At 52.3% G+C, this 14,462-nt stretch carries 15 protein-coding genes and 1 pseudogene; 10 read left to right on the forward strand and 6 right to left on the reverse strand.

Annotated features, from left to right (window positions below; all coding sequences use genetic code 11):
- Position 1 precedes the first annotated feature (1 nt).
- The 4 genes from RTM06_RS11435 (at position 2) to htpX (ending at position 4,440) form a co-directional block, all read left to right on the forward strand.
- Complete coding sequence (locus RTM06_RS11435) at positions 2-502, forward strand: GAF domain-containing protein (RefSeq protein ID WP_008110428.1); 501 nt, start codon at positions 2-4, stop codon at positions 500-502.
- A gap of 96 nt (positions 503-598) precedes the next feature.
- Positions 599-1,279, forward strand: a complete 681-nt coding sequence (gene proQ, locus RTM06_RS11440) for an RNA chaperone ProQ (protein ID WP_008110425.1) — start codon at positions 599-601, stop codon at positions 1,277-1,279.
- A gap of 19 nt (positions 1,280-1,298) precedes the next feature.
- Positions 1,299-3,338, forward strand: a complete 2,040-nt coding sequence (prc, locus tag RTM06_RS11445; RefSeq protein WP_312182272.1) for a carboxy terminal-processing peptidase — start codon at positions 1,299-1,301, stop codon at positions 3,336-3,338.
- 220 nt (positions 3,339-3,558) lie between these two features.
- Positions 3,559-4,440, forward strand: coding sequence for a protease HtpX (gene htpX / locus RTM06_RS11450; protein ID WP_256696607.1), 882 nt, complete (start codon positions 3,559-3,561; stop codon positions 4,438-4,440).
- 52 nt (positions 4,441-4,492) lie between these two features.
- Here htpX and RTM06_RS11455 read toward each other — a convergent pair whose 3' ends face one another.
- The gene (locus tag RTM06_RS11455) at positions 4,493-5,875 is read right to left on the reverse strand and encodes an MFS transporter (RefSeq protein ID WP_312182275.1); all 1,383 of its coding nucleotides are present in this window, start codon (positions 5,873-5,875) and stop codon (positions 4,493-4,495) included.
- A 193-nt stretch (positions 5,876-6,068) separates the two neighbouring features.
- Here RTM06_RS11455 and kdgR point away from each other — a divergent pair, with 193 nt between their 5' ends.
- Positions 6,069-6,860, forward strand: coding sequence for a DNA-binding transcriptional regulator KdgR (gene kdgR / locus RTM06_RS11460; protein WP_256696605.1), 792 nt, complete (start codon positions 6,069-6,071; stop codon positions 6,858-6,860).
- Between the two features lie 35 nt (positions 6,861-6,895).
- On the opposite strand, the gene RTM06_RS11465 is transcribed toward kdgR, so the two are convergent.
- Positions 6,896-7,132 (reverse strand): YobH family protein, encoded by a 237-nt coding sequence (locus RTM06_RS11465; protein ID WP_312182277.1) that lies wholly within the window; start codon positions 7,130-7,132, stop codon positions 6,896-6,898.
- A 214-nt stretch (positions 7,133-7,346) separates the two neighbouring features.
- Between RTM06_RS11465 and RTM06_RS11470 the strand changes: the two genes are divergently transcribed.
- The 4 genes from RTM06_RS11470 (at position 7,347) to rlmA (ending at position 9,624) form a co-directional block, all read left to right on the forward strand.
- The gene (locus RTM06_RS11470; RefSeq protein WP_256696604.1) at positions 7,347-7,622 is read left to right on the forward strand and encodes a YebO family protein; all 276 of its coding nucleotides are present in this window, start codon (positions 7,347-7,349) and stop codon (positions 7,620-7,622) included.
- A gap of 686 nt (positions 7,623-8,308) precedes the next feature.
- Entirely contained in the window at positions 8,309-8,383 is a 75-nt protein-coding gene (locus RTM06_RS11475) for a DUF2627 domain-containing protein (protein WP_110866451.1), read from the forward strand.
- A gap of 83 nt (positions 8,384-8,466) precedes the next feature.
- Entirely contained in the window at positions 8,467-8,676 is a 210-nt protein-coding gene (gene cspE / locus RTM06_RS11480; RefSeq protein ID WP_008110414.1) for a transcription antiterminator/RNA stability regulator CspE, read from the forward strand.
- A gap of 141 nt (positions 8,677-8,817) precedes the next feature.
- The gene (gene rlmA, locus RTM06_RS11485; protein WP_312182280.1) at positions 8,818-9,624 is read left to right on the forward strand and encodes a 23S rRNA (guanine(745)-N(1))-methyltransferase; all 807 of its coding nucleotides are present in this window, start codon (positions 8,818-8,820) and stop codon (positions 9,622-9,624) included.
- Here the strand turns inward: rlmA and RTM06_RS11490 are convergent.
- From RTM06_RS11490 to manX, 4 genes and pseudogenes are all read right to left on the reverse strand, one after another.
- The gene (locus RTM06_RS11490) at positions 9,621-10,079 is read right to left on the reverse strand and encodes a DUF986 family protein (RefSeq protein ID WP_061718723.1); all 459 of its coding nucleotides are present in this window, start codon (positions 10,077-10,079) and stop codon (positions 9,621-9,623) included. The genes rlmA and RTM06_RS11490 overlap by 4 nt on opposite strands.
- A 92-nt stretch (positions 10,080-10,171) precedes the next feature.
- Positions 10,172-11,017 carry a PTS mannose transporter subunit IID gene (locus RTM06_RS11495; protein WP_265297910.1) on the reverse strand — a complete coding sequence of 282 codons (846 nt, stop codon included), beginning with the start codon at positions 11,015-11,017 and terminating at the stop codon, positions 10,172-10,174.
- A gap of 14 nt (positions 11,018-11,031) precedes the next feature.
- Positions 11,032-11,774 (reverse strand): annotated as a pseudogene (locus RTM06_RS11500) (PTS mannose/fructose/sorbose transporter subunit IIC).
- 59 nt (positions 11,775-11,833) lie between these two features.
- The gene (gene manX / locus RTM06_RS11505; RefSeq protein WP_008110409.1) at positions 11,834-12,805 is read right to left on the reverse strand and encodes a PTS mannose transporter subunit IIAB; all 972 of its coding nucleotides are present in this window, start codon (positions 12,803-12,805) and stop codon (positions 11,834-11,836) included.
- 511 nt (positions 12,806-13,316) lie between these two features.
- Here manX and RTM06_RS11510 point away from each other — a divergent pair.
- Positions 13,317-14,462: TerC family protein (locus tag RTM06_RS11510; protein WP_312182286.1), on the forward strand; the 1,146-nt coding region annotated here is incomplete at its 3' end.

Genomic DNA, 14,462 nt, shown 5'->3' on the forward strand with positions numbered 1-14,462 from the left:
AATGAACAAAAAAGCTTTTTACGAGGATTTGAATCGCGATATCCGCGCTCTGTTGGCGGGCGAAACCTCGTTCCTGGCCGCGCTCGGTAATTGCAGCGCGCTGCTTTTTGAACGTCTGGAAGGCGTGAACTGGGCTGGATTCTATTTACTGACGGAACCGAACACGCTGGTGCTGGGCCCGTTCCAGGGCAAAATCGCTTGCGTACGTATTCCGGTTGGCAAAGGCGTGTGTGGTACTGCGGTGGCCGAGGACAAAGTGCAGTTGGTGGAAGACGTGCACGCGTTCCCGGGCCACATCGCCTGTGACGCCGCCAGCAACGCCGAAATCGTGATTCCTCTGAAAGTAAATGGCACCCTCGTGGGTGTTTTAGACATTGATAGTACGGTTTATTCTCGCTTCGATAGCGAGGATGAAGCGGGGCTGGTGGCCCTTACCGACGGGCTTTGTGAAGTGCTGGCGGGCAGCGACATCGTAAAATTTATTCAGCTGACGCACAGCTAATCGACTGGATCACATAGCATTTGGCGATGTTGTCATTATAATGTCGCCTGTTCATGCCTGCTCTGGTCGGCAAATCCGTTGTAATCAGGAAATTTCATGGAAAATCAACCTAAGTTGAATAGCAGTAAAGAAGTCATCGCCTTTTTGGCGGAACGTTTTCCGCAATGCTTTAGCGCCGAAGGCGAGGCGCGTCCGCTCAAAATCGGCATTTTTCAAGATCTGGTCGAGCGTGTTCAAGGCGAACTAAGCCTGAGCAAGACGCAACTGCGTTCTGCCTTACGTCTTTATACCTCTAGCTGGCGTTATCTTTATGGCATCAAAGCAGGTGCCATCCGTGTCGATCTCGATGGTAACGCCTGTGGCGTACTGGATGAGCAACACGTAGAACATGCGCGCAAGCAACTGGAAGAAGCTAAAGCACGCGTTCAGGCGCAGCGCGATCAGCAGAAAGCGAAGAAGCGTGAAGCCGGTGAAGAGACCGCTGAACGTCGTCCGCGCAAGCCTGCTCCGCGTAAAGCTGCTGAAGGTGATGCACCGCGTAAGCCACGCCCTCAGGCGCCGCGTGCGGCCGCTACTGAACGTGCCGCAGCGCCGCAGCCACCGCGTGCTAAACCTGTCACTGATACCTCAACGTTGCAGCCCGGCCAGAACATTAAAGTGACCGCAGGCAAAGGTGCAATGGACGCTACCATTCTGGAAATAACCAAAGATGGCGTTCGGGTTCAGCTCGCTTCCGGCATGGCTATGATTGTGCGCGCAGAACATTTGCAGTTCTGAAACGGAGGCTGACCCTGGCATGAACACTATTTTAAAGATCGGTATGATCGCGGGCCTGCTTTTAGCAGGCCCCACCTTTGGTGCAGATAATATTACCCGCGCCGACCAGATTCCCCAGCTACACGAAGATCCACAGCATCCCACCGTCAGCGAACGCGTTACCTCGCGTTTTACCCGCTCTCACTATCGCCAGTTCGATTTGAATCAGGATTTTTCCGCGAAAATTTTTGATCGCTACCTGAATCTGCTCGACTACAGCCACAACGTGCTGCTGGCATCGGATGTCGCGCAATTCGCCGATAAGAAAACCACCGTCGGTGATGAGTTCCGCAGCGGTAAGCTGGATGTGTTCTACGATCTCTACAATCTGGCGCAGAAACGTCGCTTTGAGCGCTATCAATATGCGCTGAGCGCGCTGAACCGCCCAATGAATTTCACCGGCAATGACACCATTGACATTGACCGGGCAAAATCGCCATGGCCGAAGAGCGTTGATGAGCTCAACGCGCTGTGGGATGCCAAAGTTAAATATGACGAACTGAGCCTGAAACTGGCCGGTAAAGATGAGAAAGAGATTCGCGAAACGCTGACTAAGCGTTACAACTTTGCCATCCGTCGTCTGGCGCAAAGCAACAGTGAAGATGTGTTCCAGCTGGCGATGACTGCGTTCGCGCATGAAATCGATCCGCACACTAACTATCTTTCACCGCGCAACACCGAGCAGTTCAATACCGAAATGAGCCTGTCGCTGGAAGGTATTGGCGCAGTGCTGCAGATGGATGACGATTACACGGTGATCAACTCGATGGTCGCGGGTGGTCCGGCGGCGAAGAGTAAAGCGATCAGCGTCGGCGACCGCATTGTCGGTGTCGCTCAGCCGGGCAAGCCAATGGAAGATGTGATTGGCTGGCGTCTGGATGATGTGGTTTCAAAAATCAAAGGACCGAAAGGCAGCAAAGTACGTCTGGAAATCCTGCCAGCCGGTAAGGGCACGAAAACCCGCACCGTCACACTGACGCGTGAAAAAATCCGTCTGGAAGATCGCGCCGTGAAAGGGACCGTGCATAACGTTGGTAAAGAGAAAGTCGGTGTGCTCGACATTCCTGGCTTCTACGTTGGCCTGACTGACGATGTGAAGGTGCAGCTGCAGAAATTGCAGAAGCAGAACGTCGACAGCGTGGTGATCGATCTGCGTACCAACGGCGGTGGTGCCCTGACCGAAGCCGTTTCACTCTCTGGCCTGTTTATTCCTAGCGGCCCGGTGGTGCAGGTGCGTGATAACAATGGACGCGTGCGCGAAGACAGCGATAACGACGGCATAGTCTATTACAAAGGTCCGCTGGTGGTGCTGGTCGATCGCTTCAGTGCTTCGGCGTCTGAAATCTTCGCTGCGGCGATGCAGGATTACGGTCGTGCGCTGATTGTCGGTGAACCGACCTTCGGTAAAGGCACCGTGCAGCAGTATCGTTCTCTGAACCGCATTTACGATCAGATGCTGCGTCCCGAGTGGCCAGCGCTGGGTTCCGTACAGTACACCATTCAGAAGTTCTACCGTATCAACGGCGGAAGTACTCAGCGTAAAGGCGTAACGCCGGATCTGCTGATGCCAACCGGCGTCGAAGCGGCAGAAACCGGAGAGAAGTTCGAGGACAACGCGTTGCCTTGGGACAGCGTGAATGCGGCAAGCTACACCAAGACCGGCGATATCGCGCCGCTGGTACCGCAGCTGACCAAAGAGCACGCCGATCGCATCGCCAAAGATCGCGAGTTCCAGTACATCATGAAAGATATTGCGCGTTTCGATGCGATGAAAGACAAGCGTAATATCGTGTCGCTCAATCTTGCTCAGCGTGAGAAAGAGAACCGCGAAGATGATGCACTGCGTCTGGAACGTATCAACGCACGCTATCAGGCGGAAGGCAAAGCGCCGCTGAAGAGCATCGAAGATCTACCGAAAGACTATAAAGAGCCCGATCCGTATCTGGATGAAACGGTGAAAATCGCTAACGACATGGCGCAGCTGGAAAAATCTCAGCCTGCAGCCGAAAGCGCGAAATAACCGTCTGGCCTATGAAACAGCACCGCTTCGGCGGTGCTTTTTTTTAGGCTAAAATCGTTATTAAGCGCGGCTGATGCACTGAAGTGCGCACTTCACTTCCTAATGTAAAGTTATGTCTTTTTAGGCACTTAAAGATTAAGGTTGCTTGAAATGCGCGGCGATGACCATAGGATAGATATCCGCGCATATGCGCGTGCACAACTGAGGAAGATTAACGTTTATGATGCGTATTGCTCTTTTCCTGCTCACCAACCTGGCGGTGATGTTGGTATTCGGACTGATTTTGAGTCTGACAGGAATCCAGTCAAGCAGTGTTCAGGGTCTGATGATTATGGCAGGTCTGTTTGGCTTTGGCGGTGCGTTTGTTTCACTGCTGATGTCCAAATGGATGGCGTTACGATCCGTTGGCGGTGAGGTCATTGAACAACCGCGTAATGAGACGGAACGCTGGCTGATGGAAACCGTCGGCCGCCAGGCACAACAGGCTGGCATTGCAATGCCGCAGGTGGCGATTTATCACGCGCCCGACATTAACGCCTTTGCGACAGGTGCGCGCCGTGACGCGTCGCTGGTCGCTGTTTCCACTGGCTTGTTGCAAAACATGAGCCGCGATGAAGCGGAAGCGGTGCTGGCGCACGAAATCTCCCACATCGCTAACGGTGACATGATCACCATGACGCTGATTCAGGGTGTGGTGAACACCTTTGTTATTTTCATCTCGCGTATTCTGGCGCAGATTGCTTCCGGCTTCCTGTCGGGTAACCGCGACGGTGAAGAGAGCAGCAACGGAAATCCGATGGTCTATTTTGCCGTCTCGATGGTGTTGGAACTGCTGTTCGGCTTCCTCGCTAGCATCATTACCATGTGGTTCTCACGTCACCGTGAATTCCACGCCGATGCGGGTTCCGCCAAACTGGTGGGTCGCGAGAAGATGATTGCCGCGCTGCAACGTCTGAAAACCAGCTACGAGCCGCAGGAGCCAGGCAGCATGATGGCATTCTGTATCAACGGTAAAAACAAATCGTTGAGCGAGCTGTTCATGTCGCACCCGCCGCTCGATAAACGTATCGAAGCGCTGCGCAGCGGTGAATACCTGAAGTAGTCATTGTCGACATACCAAGAACAAGGGCGCCAGATGGCGCCCTTGTTGTTTTTCAGGATTCGACAGTCTGCCGTGCCTGCGTCATACGCGCCAGGCTCACCACGGCGGCGACGCTGGCAAAGCTGCCCGCCAATAGCAGTGACGCGTGCGTGCCGCTATCGTTGAACAGATTAAACATCAGCGCCACCAGCGCCGCGCCGCTGCTTTGTCCTACCAGACGCGCGGTGCCGAGCATGCCGCTGGCGCCACCGCTGCGATTACGCGGTGCTGCGGTGATGATGGTGTGATTGTTAGGTGACTGGAACAGGCCAAAACCGGCACCGCACAGCATCATGCGCCAGATGATATCCCCATCCGTTGGCTGAGTCGGCAACAGCGCCAGCAGGAACAGGCCGGCAGCGAACATCGCTAATCCCAATCCGCCCAATAATCCGGCATGGAATTTCTCTATCAGTCGACCCGCAATCGGCGCCATCACCATGGTTGCCAGCGGCCACGGCGTGAGCAGCAAACCGGTTGCTACTTCATCACGACCCAACACGTTTTGCAGGAAGAACGGCAGCGCCACCATCGCCAGCATCTGCGCGCAGAATGAGCAAATTGAGGTGCCAATCGAGAGCGAAAAGATCGGAATGCGCAGCAAATCCACCGGCAACAATGGCACCGGCATCGTCAGTTCGCGACGGACAAACACGATGCCCACCAACACTAATGCCACCAACTCGGCCACAATCAACCAGCCGTTTTGCCCTTGCGAGAAGCCGCTCAGTGCTGTAATCAGCAGGCCAAAGAACAGGGCATTCATTACGGCGCTGGGCACGTCGAATTTCTGTTGTTTGGCTTTCTGCGGGTTATCCGGCAGGAAACGCAACGCCAGCCATAACGCAACGATGCCAAGTGGAATGTTGATCAGGAACAGCCATTTCCAACTGGCGACGGAAAGAATCGCTGCCGCCACAGTGGGGCCAGCCGCACTCGACACCGCAACGATCAGCGAGTTGATCGCCATACCGCGTCCGAGAAATCGCTGCGGATAGATGATGCGGATTAAAGCCGTGTTGACGCTCATCAGCGCTGCGCCACCAAAGCCTTGCAGCACGCGGGCCACGGTTAGCGTGTTCAGTGATGAGGAGAGGGCGCAAAACAGCGAGGTGGCGATAAACAGCGCAAGTCCAACCTGATAGACGCGGCGGTAGCCAAGCATATCGCCAAGAAACGATAGCGACAGCAGCGAGATAACGATAGCGATTTGATAGGCGTTAACAATCCAGATCGATTCGGCTGGACTGGCATTCAGTTCACGGGCAATGGTCGGCAAAGCCACGTTGGCGATAGCCCCATCCAGCACCGCCATCATGATACCGAGTGCAATGGTAATGATCGCGCCATAGCGCTGTGGAATGGGCAATCCATCCTGAGCAACAGTAGAAGGCATAAGTTAGGTAAGTAAAGGAAGTGAATATCATCATGCTAATCAATTCGCTGCCGAAAAGCACCGCATTCATTGACATAAAATTACGTGTGGATGTGTCACTTAGCGTCAATCGTTGCCGCCATCAGGTTGAAACGCATATACTGGCGCTTCTGTTCCGTTTTTTTTGAAACACTGTCAAAAAAGGATACGCGCCATGGCGAGCAGCGATAACGATAAACAGCCGGACTCGGTTTCATCGGTGATGAAAGTGTTTGGCATTCTGCAGGCGCTGGGCGAAGAGCGCGATCACGGAATCACCGAATTGTCCCAACGCGTGATGATGTCGAAAAGCACCGTCTATCGCTTTTTACAGACCATGAAATCGCTTGGTTATGTGGCGCAGGAAGGGGAAAGTGAGAAATACTCGCTGACGCTTAAGCTGTTTGAGCTCGGGGCCAAAGCGTTACAGAACGTCGATCTGATTCGTAGCGCCGATATTGAGATGCGTGAGCTGTCACGTCTGACCAAAGAAACCATTCACCTCGGTGCGCTGGAAGAAGACAGCATCGTCTATATCCATAAAATCGATTCATTGTATAACCTGCGCATGTATTCGCGCATCGGCCGCCGCAATCCATTGCACACCACCGCAATTGGTAAAGTGTTACTGGCATGGCGCGATCGCGCTGAAGTACAGGAGATCCTCAGCGAAGTGGAGTTCCGCCGCAGCACTGCCAAAACCATTGTCACTGCAGAAGCGCTGCTGGCGGTGCTGGATCAGGTGAAAGAGCAGGGATTTGGCGAAGATAATGAAGAGCAGGAAGAGGGCTTACGCTGTATCGCGGTGCCGGTGTTTGACCGCTTTGGTGTGGTGATTGCGGGATTGAGCATCTCTTTCCCCACCATTCGTTTTTCAGAAGAAGCCAAAAATGAGTATGTGGCGATGCTGCACCGTGCGGCGCGCAATCTGTCTGAACAAATGGGCTATCACGACTATCCGTTCTGAAATGAAAACGGGCTGTTTCCAGCCCGTTTCAACGTTTAATTGTCGACCACTTCGCCATTTTTCTTCAGCAGTGGGCAATCCGTTACGCCGACGATACCGCTGTCTGTGTGCAGATACTGTGCTGTAATCATGCCGCGTGCGGTCAAATAACTGCATTGCAGTCCCAATCCCGCCGCATTCTTATTGCTGCCGGTGAGTACGCCATAGCCGGTTAGCAGCATCGCCAACCAAATTAGTGCCACCAGCATAATCGTCCGAATAAGTAGTTTCATCTTTTCTCCTTGTGATACACAACGCAGCGCGTCCAACATGGCTGCGAATCTACTGTAGCAGCATGCCTCGCTTTCGCTATCGAATCGATCAGAGATAACTGAAAGAGGTCTTGCGGGATAATCTGCTTTCCGTCGCTACCCATTATCTTTTGCCCCGGCAACGAGTAGAATCAGCGGCGGAGTAGAGGTTTGATTTTTGACTACAGAGGCAGTTATGAACGAATTAGCCGCAAACACCAGCCCGCTGTTCAACTATGGCGTTCTGGCCATCATCATTCTTGTGGCCTTTATTGTCTGGTTCTTTGTTAACCGGGCTAGCGTGCGTGCCAGTGAGCAGATCCGTTTGCTGGAAGCCGTTATCGAAGAGCAAAAGAAACAGAATGTGCTACTGCGTCGTCTGGTTGACGCACAGCCATCCACAGCAAAACCACTAGCGGATGAAGACGCGGATGAAAAACGCGATTTTATTCGGATGATCCCGGAACGTTAAGGCGTTGGAAGGGGTGAAATAATCGCCGACAGGGCAACCGGCTGCGCACTGAAATGGTGCGTGGCGGGATAATGCCATTTAGTGAATTCGCTTCCTGAATCAAGTATGAATAGCGATGATCTCTGCCAGAAAGAATTTCAACTAAGATTAATCCTAAGGAGTTTTTGTTAAATCAAGCTCATCAATGTTTTTTTTAACATTTAATTGTTGGGTTGATAGTTAAAATTGAGATAAATGCCACCTAATGTTAATGCGTTTATATGGGGCGCATATTATTGGTTTCTCCTGATTTTGGTGCAAAGCAATTAATAACTTATACCTGAGAAAACTATTTGTACAAGATTTGAACGGCGCGCAGTTGTTGTGTGGCTGGCGAACTTTTTAGTGGAATATTTTATTGATGCCATATTAGTGCAATATTTATGTCGTACTTTTTACCCCTTTAAAATGTACCTGTTTAGACATTACCGCTGCGCTTGACTAAGTGAGGATTAGGCGCTAACTATACTGACTGATAACCCTTTTTTGCGCACCTTACGGGTTGGGTGTCAATATGTTGATTGATGAAGTGCAGCGGCAATTAACTAATTATGTGCGTCACGTCGATCACCGTTTAAAAATGGCTTGCCATTAATTTACGGATATGTGATAACAAATCGTGGGTCAAACGAGGTACAGTTCTGTTTATGTATGGCATCTTCAGTAAAGAAGTTACGAGTAAAGACGTTGACGTTGAATACCGCTTCCTTGCCGAACCTTAAATTAGTGCCTCATTCAGTAATGTCTCTGGTTTATCTGTAAGTCTGCCTGCGGGCAATATAATCATTGAAAGGAAATTTGCGAAATGGCAAAGATTAAAGGTCAAGTTAAGTGGTTCAACGAGTCTAAAGGTTTTGGTTTTATTACTCCTGCTGATGGTAGCAAAGATGTGTTCGTACACTTCTCTGCAATCCAGGGCAATGGTTTTAAAACTCTGGCCGAAGGCCAAAGCGTTGAGTTCGAAATCCAGGACGGCCAGAAAGGTCCTGCTGCGGTCAACGTTACCCCAATCTGATTTCGCCCTCAGGCTCGGTGCCATGCACCACTGAAACGAATCCTAAAGCCCCGTTCACTGAACGGGGCTTTTTCTTTTATCCTTTCTGTAGCCAGATGATCAGGGTAAACTGCGCCGCGAATTGCTAACCCGGAGTTATCTATGTCTTTGATTTGTCCACTTTGTCATCAGCCTTTATTGCAGCAGGCGAATAGCTTCCGCTGTGATGCTGGGCATCAATTTGATCAGGCCAAAGAAGGGTACGTCAATTTGCTGCCGGTGCAGCACAAAGGTTCGCGCGAACCGGGCGATAGCGCTGAGATGCTGCAGGCACGGCGTGCCTTCCTCGATGCTGGATATTATCAGCCGTTGCGCGCGGGTGTTGCCGAAATCCTTGCGCAGCACCTGAGTAATCAAAATTCGCAGCTATTAGATATCGGCTGCGGAGAAGGCTATTACACCGCAGCAATGGCCGATGCGTTGCCGCAGGCACAACTCTTTGGTCTGGATGTCGCAAAAGCAGCGATTCGCATGGCCGCTAAACGCTATCGCACGGTGAAATTCTGCGTGGCCTCCAGCCAGCGTTTGCCTTTTGCCGATGCTTCTCTGGATGGCGTAGTGCGCATTTATGCGCCCTGTAATGAAGAGGAGCTGAGTCGTGTGATTAAAGCGGGTGGCTACCTGCTAGCGGTGACGCCGGGACCGCATCATTTGCAGCAGTTCAAGGCGCTGATTTATCGCGAAGTGCAGTTGCATGCGGCGGAAGAAAAGCTATATGCCGGTTTTAAGCAGATCGATCAGCAAAACCTGAATTACAGCATGACGTTGAGCGGAAGTGAGGCGGTGAGCTTATTGCAGATGACGCCATTTGCCTGGCGTGCGCGCGAAGAGGTGTGGCAGGACCTTGCGGCATCCAGCGAGTTTACCTGTGATGCCGACTTCATGCTGACGTTGTGGCAGCGCGATTAACGCGCTTCCACCAGCGTATTGTAGATACGTTCCAGATCATCAAGCTGTTTGACGGCAATCAGCAGGCGACGCTGCTCCAGTTGCATCACCAGAATGCCGTCTTCCGACAGGTTCATGCTCTGAATGCGAGCGTAATCGATCCACACGCTGCCAAAAAACAGTCCATTCTCCTTCATCAGCAGCTTCGGGCTACGCACCCAGAATAGCCAAATCGCCATAAAGCACAGCACCATCAGCAAATTGGTGGTGAGTTGCGTGCCATGTTTATCAATGTTGTTCCACAGAAGAATGAGCAGCAGCACCACGAAAATGGCGCTATCGATCTTATGGCGACGACGCAGCGCGACGCGCAGTTTGGTCGGGCCGTTGCGGCGCGGCAGGATCGCTTCATCATAGATAGCGAAAAGAATGAAGCCTGCAATCAGCAGGGCGATCAGCGCGTCAGTCAGTGACATAAAATACTCTTCCTCAATCGAAATTACCTCAACGTGGGCGCTCAGGTAATGCCGCTCAAAAATAGCCGGGAGCGTGGCTCCCGGCTGGCTGATTACAGACCGAGCAGGCCGATCCAGTAACCGAAGATACCGAGGGCGAAAAAGCCGACGATAATCCACAACGCATTCACTTTACGACGCAGCAGCCACATACAGCCAAAGGTTAGCAGCAGTGGAATCAGGCCAGGCATCAGCTGATCGAGAATCGATTGCACCGTGGTAACCGTGGTTTTACCGGTCTGGTCGGTGATGCGCGACACCACCAGCGGCACATTCACATGCGTCCACTTGTTAACCAAGGCCCCCATAACAAAGAGGCCGAGAATCGACGCGCCCTCCGTGAGTTTCTGCAGGAAACCGCCGCCCATATCACTGACGATATCCACACCTTTACGGTAGCCGTACGCCACGCCGTAATAACGCGTTAACAGACGAACCGCGTTAAACAGGATGAAGAACAGCAATGGACCCAGCAAGCTGCCGCTCATGGCGATACCGGCACCCAGCGCAGCAAACACCGGACGCACGGTACCCCAGAAGATCGGGTCACCGACGCCAGCCAGCGGCCCCATCAGACCTACTTTGATGCCGTTAATCGCCGCATCATCAATCGGCGCACCGTTGGCACGCTGCTCTTCCATCGCCATGGTAACGCCCAGCACCGGCGCTGCAACGTAAGGATGGGTGTTGAAGAACTCGAGGTGACGTTTAATCGCCTGTTTACGATCGTCGTTATTTTCTGGGTAGAGGCGACGAATCACCGGCACCATTGAGTAGCAAAAACCCAGCGCCTGCATACGTTCAAAGTTCCACGAACCCTGAAACAGATTAGAGCGCAGGAACACACCACGGACATCGCCGGGGGTGAGTTTCTTTGGAGTGTTAGTTGTATCAACCATGATTTCACCTGTTCCTAGTCGAGTTCGTTATCGAGGTCATTGTTTGCAGGACCGGCATTTGCAGCACCTGCAACGCGGTTATATTTCGGTGCCAGCTGGATATACAGCACCGCCATCACCACGCCAATCACGCCAAGCGCAACCAGGTTGAAGTTGGTGAAGGCTGCAGTAACGAAGCCAAGGTAGAAGAACGGCATCAGGTAGCCCGCGCGCATCATGTTGATGACCATCGCGTAACCGACTACCACGATCATGCCGCCGGCGATGTTCAGGCCGTTGGTGACCACTTCTGGAATCGAGTTCAGCAGTTCCTGAACCACGTGCGTACCGACAGAAATCGCCACGATCAAGGCGGGGATGGCAATACGCATCGCCTGCAATACCAGCGCAGAAACGTGGATCCAGCTAATCGCATTCAGATTACCTTTCTCGGCTGCCTTATCGGCGGCGTGCTGGAAGGCGACAGCGCGATACCGGCACCGACGCTTTGACCACCAGCGATAACCAAAATGGTTGAGATAATCGAAGCCAGCGCCGCATCTGGTGCAACAGCCGCACCAATGTTCATCCAGCCCAGTGCAATCATCTCCAGCGTACCGCCGATGATGATACCGGTTTTCATATCACCGAGGACTGCACCAATTAAGGTACAAGCCACCAGCGGACGGTGGAACTGGAACTCATCAAGAATCGATCCCATTCCGGCGATACAGGCCACAATAAATATCAAAATGATTTGTAGCGTGGTTATCTCCATTGCATTTCTCCTCTGCAAGGTCTCTAAAATTCGCCCACATGTGCAGGCAAAAGGGCGAACTACGGATTGACCTTGGCGATCAGGTCCATCATTTTCAGTCGCTGATCGCTGGAGACTTTACGTACTTCCAGTTCGATACCGCGTTCATTAAGTTTGCGGAATGCCGTGATATCTTTTTCATCCACCGATACCGCGTTGTTCACCTGCGTTTTGCCCTGACGGAACGCCATGCCACCAATATTGACCGACTTAATGTCCACGCCTTGCTCAACAATCCTCACTACATCCGTGGGATTGGTGAACAGCAGCATCACTTTATCCTGGCCATATTTCGGGTTGTTCCACACGCGAACCATCTTGTCGACATCCACCACATGCGCGGTGACGCCCGGCGGGGCCACCTGCGTCAGCAGGGTTTTGCGCACATGATCGTTGGCCACTTCATCAGACACTACGATAATGCGACTAACGTTGGTCTCTTTGGTCCAGCGCGTGGCCACTTGCCCGTGAATCAAGCGGTCATCAATACGCGCCAGGCCGATTTTCATGTGATCGCCAGGTGCCATCGGTTTTTGCGGCTGAGCGGGCGCTTTCGCTGCAACCGGAGCCGGTGCCGCTGCGGCTTGCGCAGGCGTTTCAGTCTTGAGGGCTTTAACACCTTCACGACCGGCTTCTACCGCGATGTGAATCAGTTCTTCCAGCGATGGATTGTCATCGCGTCCCATCAGGGTTTCCACCAGCATCGGAATGTTGACGCCGGCGATGACATCATAGCCATCCTTGTCCACCACAATGCGGCTGGCCGCATTAAATGGACTGCCACCCCAGGTATCGACCAGGAACAACACGCCCTTTGACGTGTCGAGATCTGCCAGCCGTGCCTGATACTTTTCGATTAGCGTTTCTGCATTTTCGCCGGGAACGAAATCAATCCATCCGACATTTTCCTGCTCACCCAACAGCATCTCTGCTGTTTTAAGCAACTGTTCTGCCGCCCAGCCATGTGTACCAATTACAATAGCAATGGTCACTTGCTACCTCCGTTCGCGTGAGAGATTCTCTGGCATTGCCGGGAATCATTGAAAATTACCGTTAGTGTTTCAGGTGGATCGTTAATGATGTGATTGAGAAAGAGCATCAATAAATAAAACGAAACAATCCGCTGCACAGCGATAAGGTCGCGATTTATTTTAGTGATCGAAAAAATAAATTATGTGATGTTTGTCAGCTATTTCGAGCGTAACGGCGCTAATGTGCACTTTTGTTCGTTATTCATGCGTTCACGTAGATATTTGTAAATGTAATAAATTTTTTTGACGTCGTTGATGTAACTGATACATTAGCGTTCTGTTTTTTATTCAGGAGTACCGGGCTTCAGCTCACCTTTATGGACCGTCACCGACGTCGCTCAACATGTTCTCAGCGCTATTCCGCGCCTGCTTTTACGCTCTTCAGCGCTATCACCAACTGTAACGATCCCTCGTCTCGCCCTCTGGTGCAGATGCAATTTCGTACGCCATCACGTTCGGTAAGGAGTCATTGATGGAATTTCTCTTCGACCCCTCAATTTGGGCGGGTTTGCTCACGCTGATCGTGCTGGAAATCGTTCTCGGTATTGATAACCTGGTGTTTATCGCCATCCTCGCGGATAAATTGCCGCCAAAACAGCGCGATAAAGCCCGACTGATTGGTTTGTCGCTCGCCCTGATTATGCGTCTTGGCTTGCTGTCACTCATCTCCTGGATCGTGACGCTGACGCGACCCCTATTCAGCGTAGGCGATTTCAGCTTTTCCGGACGAGATTTAATTCTGTTGTTCGGTGGTTTGTTCCTGTTATTCAAGGGAACCATGGAACTGCATGAGCGACTCGAGAACCGCGGACTCGAACATCAGGGCAATAAGAGCTACGCCAGTTTCTGGGCGGTGGTGATTCAGATCGTCGTGCTGGATGCGGTGTTCTCACTGGATGCGGTGATTACTGCGGTGGGTATGGTGAACCATCTGCCGGTGATGATGACTGCGGTGGTAATCGCTATGGGCGTGATGCTGCTGGCCTCAAAACCGCTGACGAATTTTGTTAACGCACACCCAACGGTGGTGGTGCTGTGTCTGAGCTTCCTGCTGATGATCGGTCTGTCGCTGGTGGCCGAGGGCTTTGGTTTCCACATTCCTAAAGGTTACCTGTACGCGGCGATTGGCTTCTCGATCATCATCGAGCTGTTTAACCAGATTGCGCGCCGTAACTTTATTAAGCATCAGGAACATCGCCCGATGCGTGAACGCACCGCCGAAGCGATCTTGCGTTTGATGGGCGGACGCCAGCGTAAGCAAGCGACGACCACGGAAGAAACCTCGTTGACCGAAGCGATGCCGCAGGAAGCGTTTAAAGACGAAGAACGCTACATGATTAACGGCGTATTGACGTTATCGCAACGCTCAATCCGCAGCATCATGACGCCGCGCGGTAACATTTCGTGGGTGGATGTTTCGCGCCCGCTGGATGAAATCCGTATTCAGCTGCTGGATACGCCACACAGTTTGTTCCCGGTGTGTCGTGGTGAGCTGGATGAAATCATTGGCGTGGTGCGTGCTAAAGAGCTGCTGGTGGCGCTGGAACACGGTATGGATGTGGCAACCTTTGCTGCTAATACCCCGGCGATTGTGGTACCGGAAACGCTGGACCCAATC

The organism is Pantoea sp. CTOTU46764 (assembly GCF_031974595.1).
Lineage (GTDB): Bacteria > Pseudomonadota > Gammaproteobacteria > Enterobacterales > Enterobacteriaceae > Pantoea > Pantoea trifolii.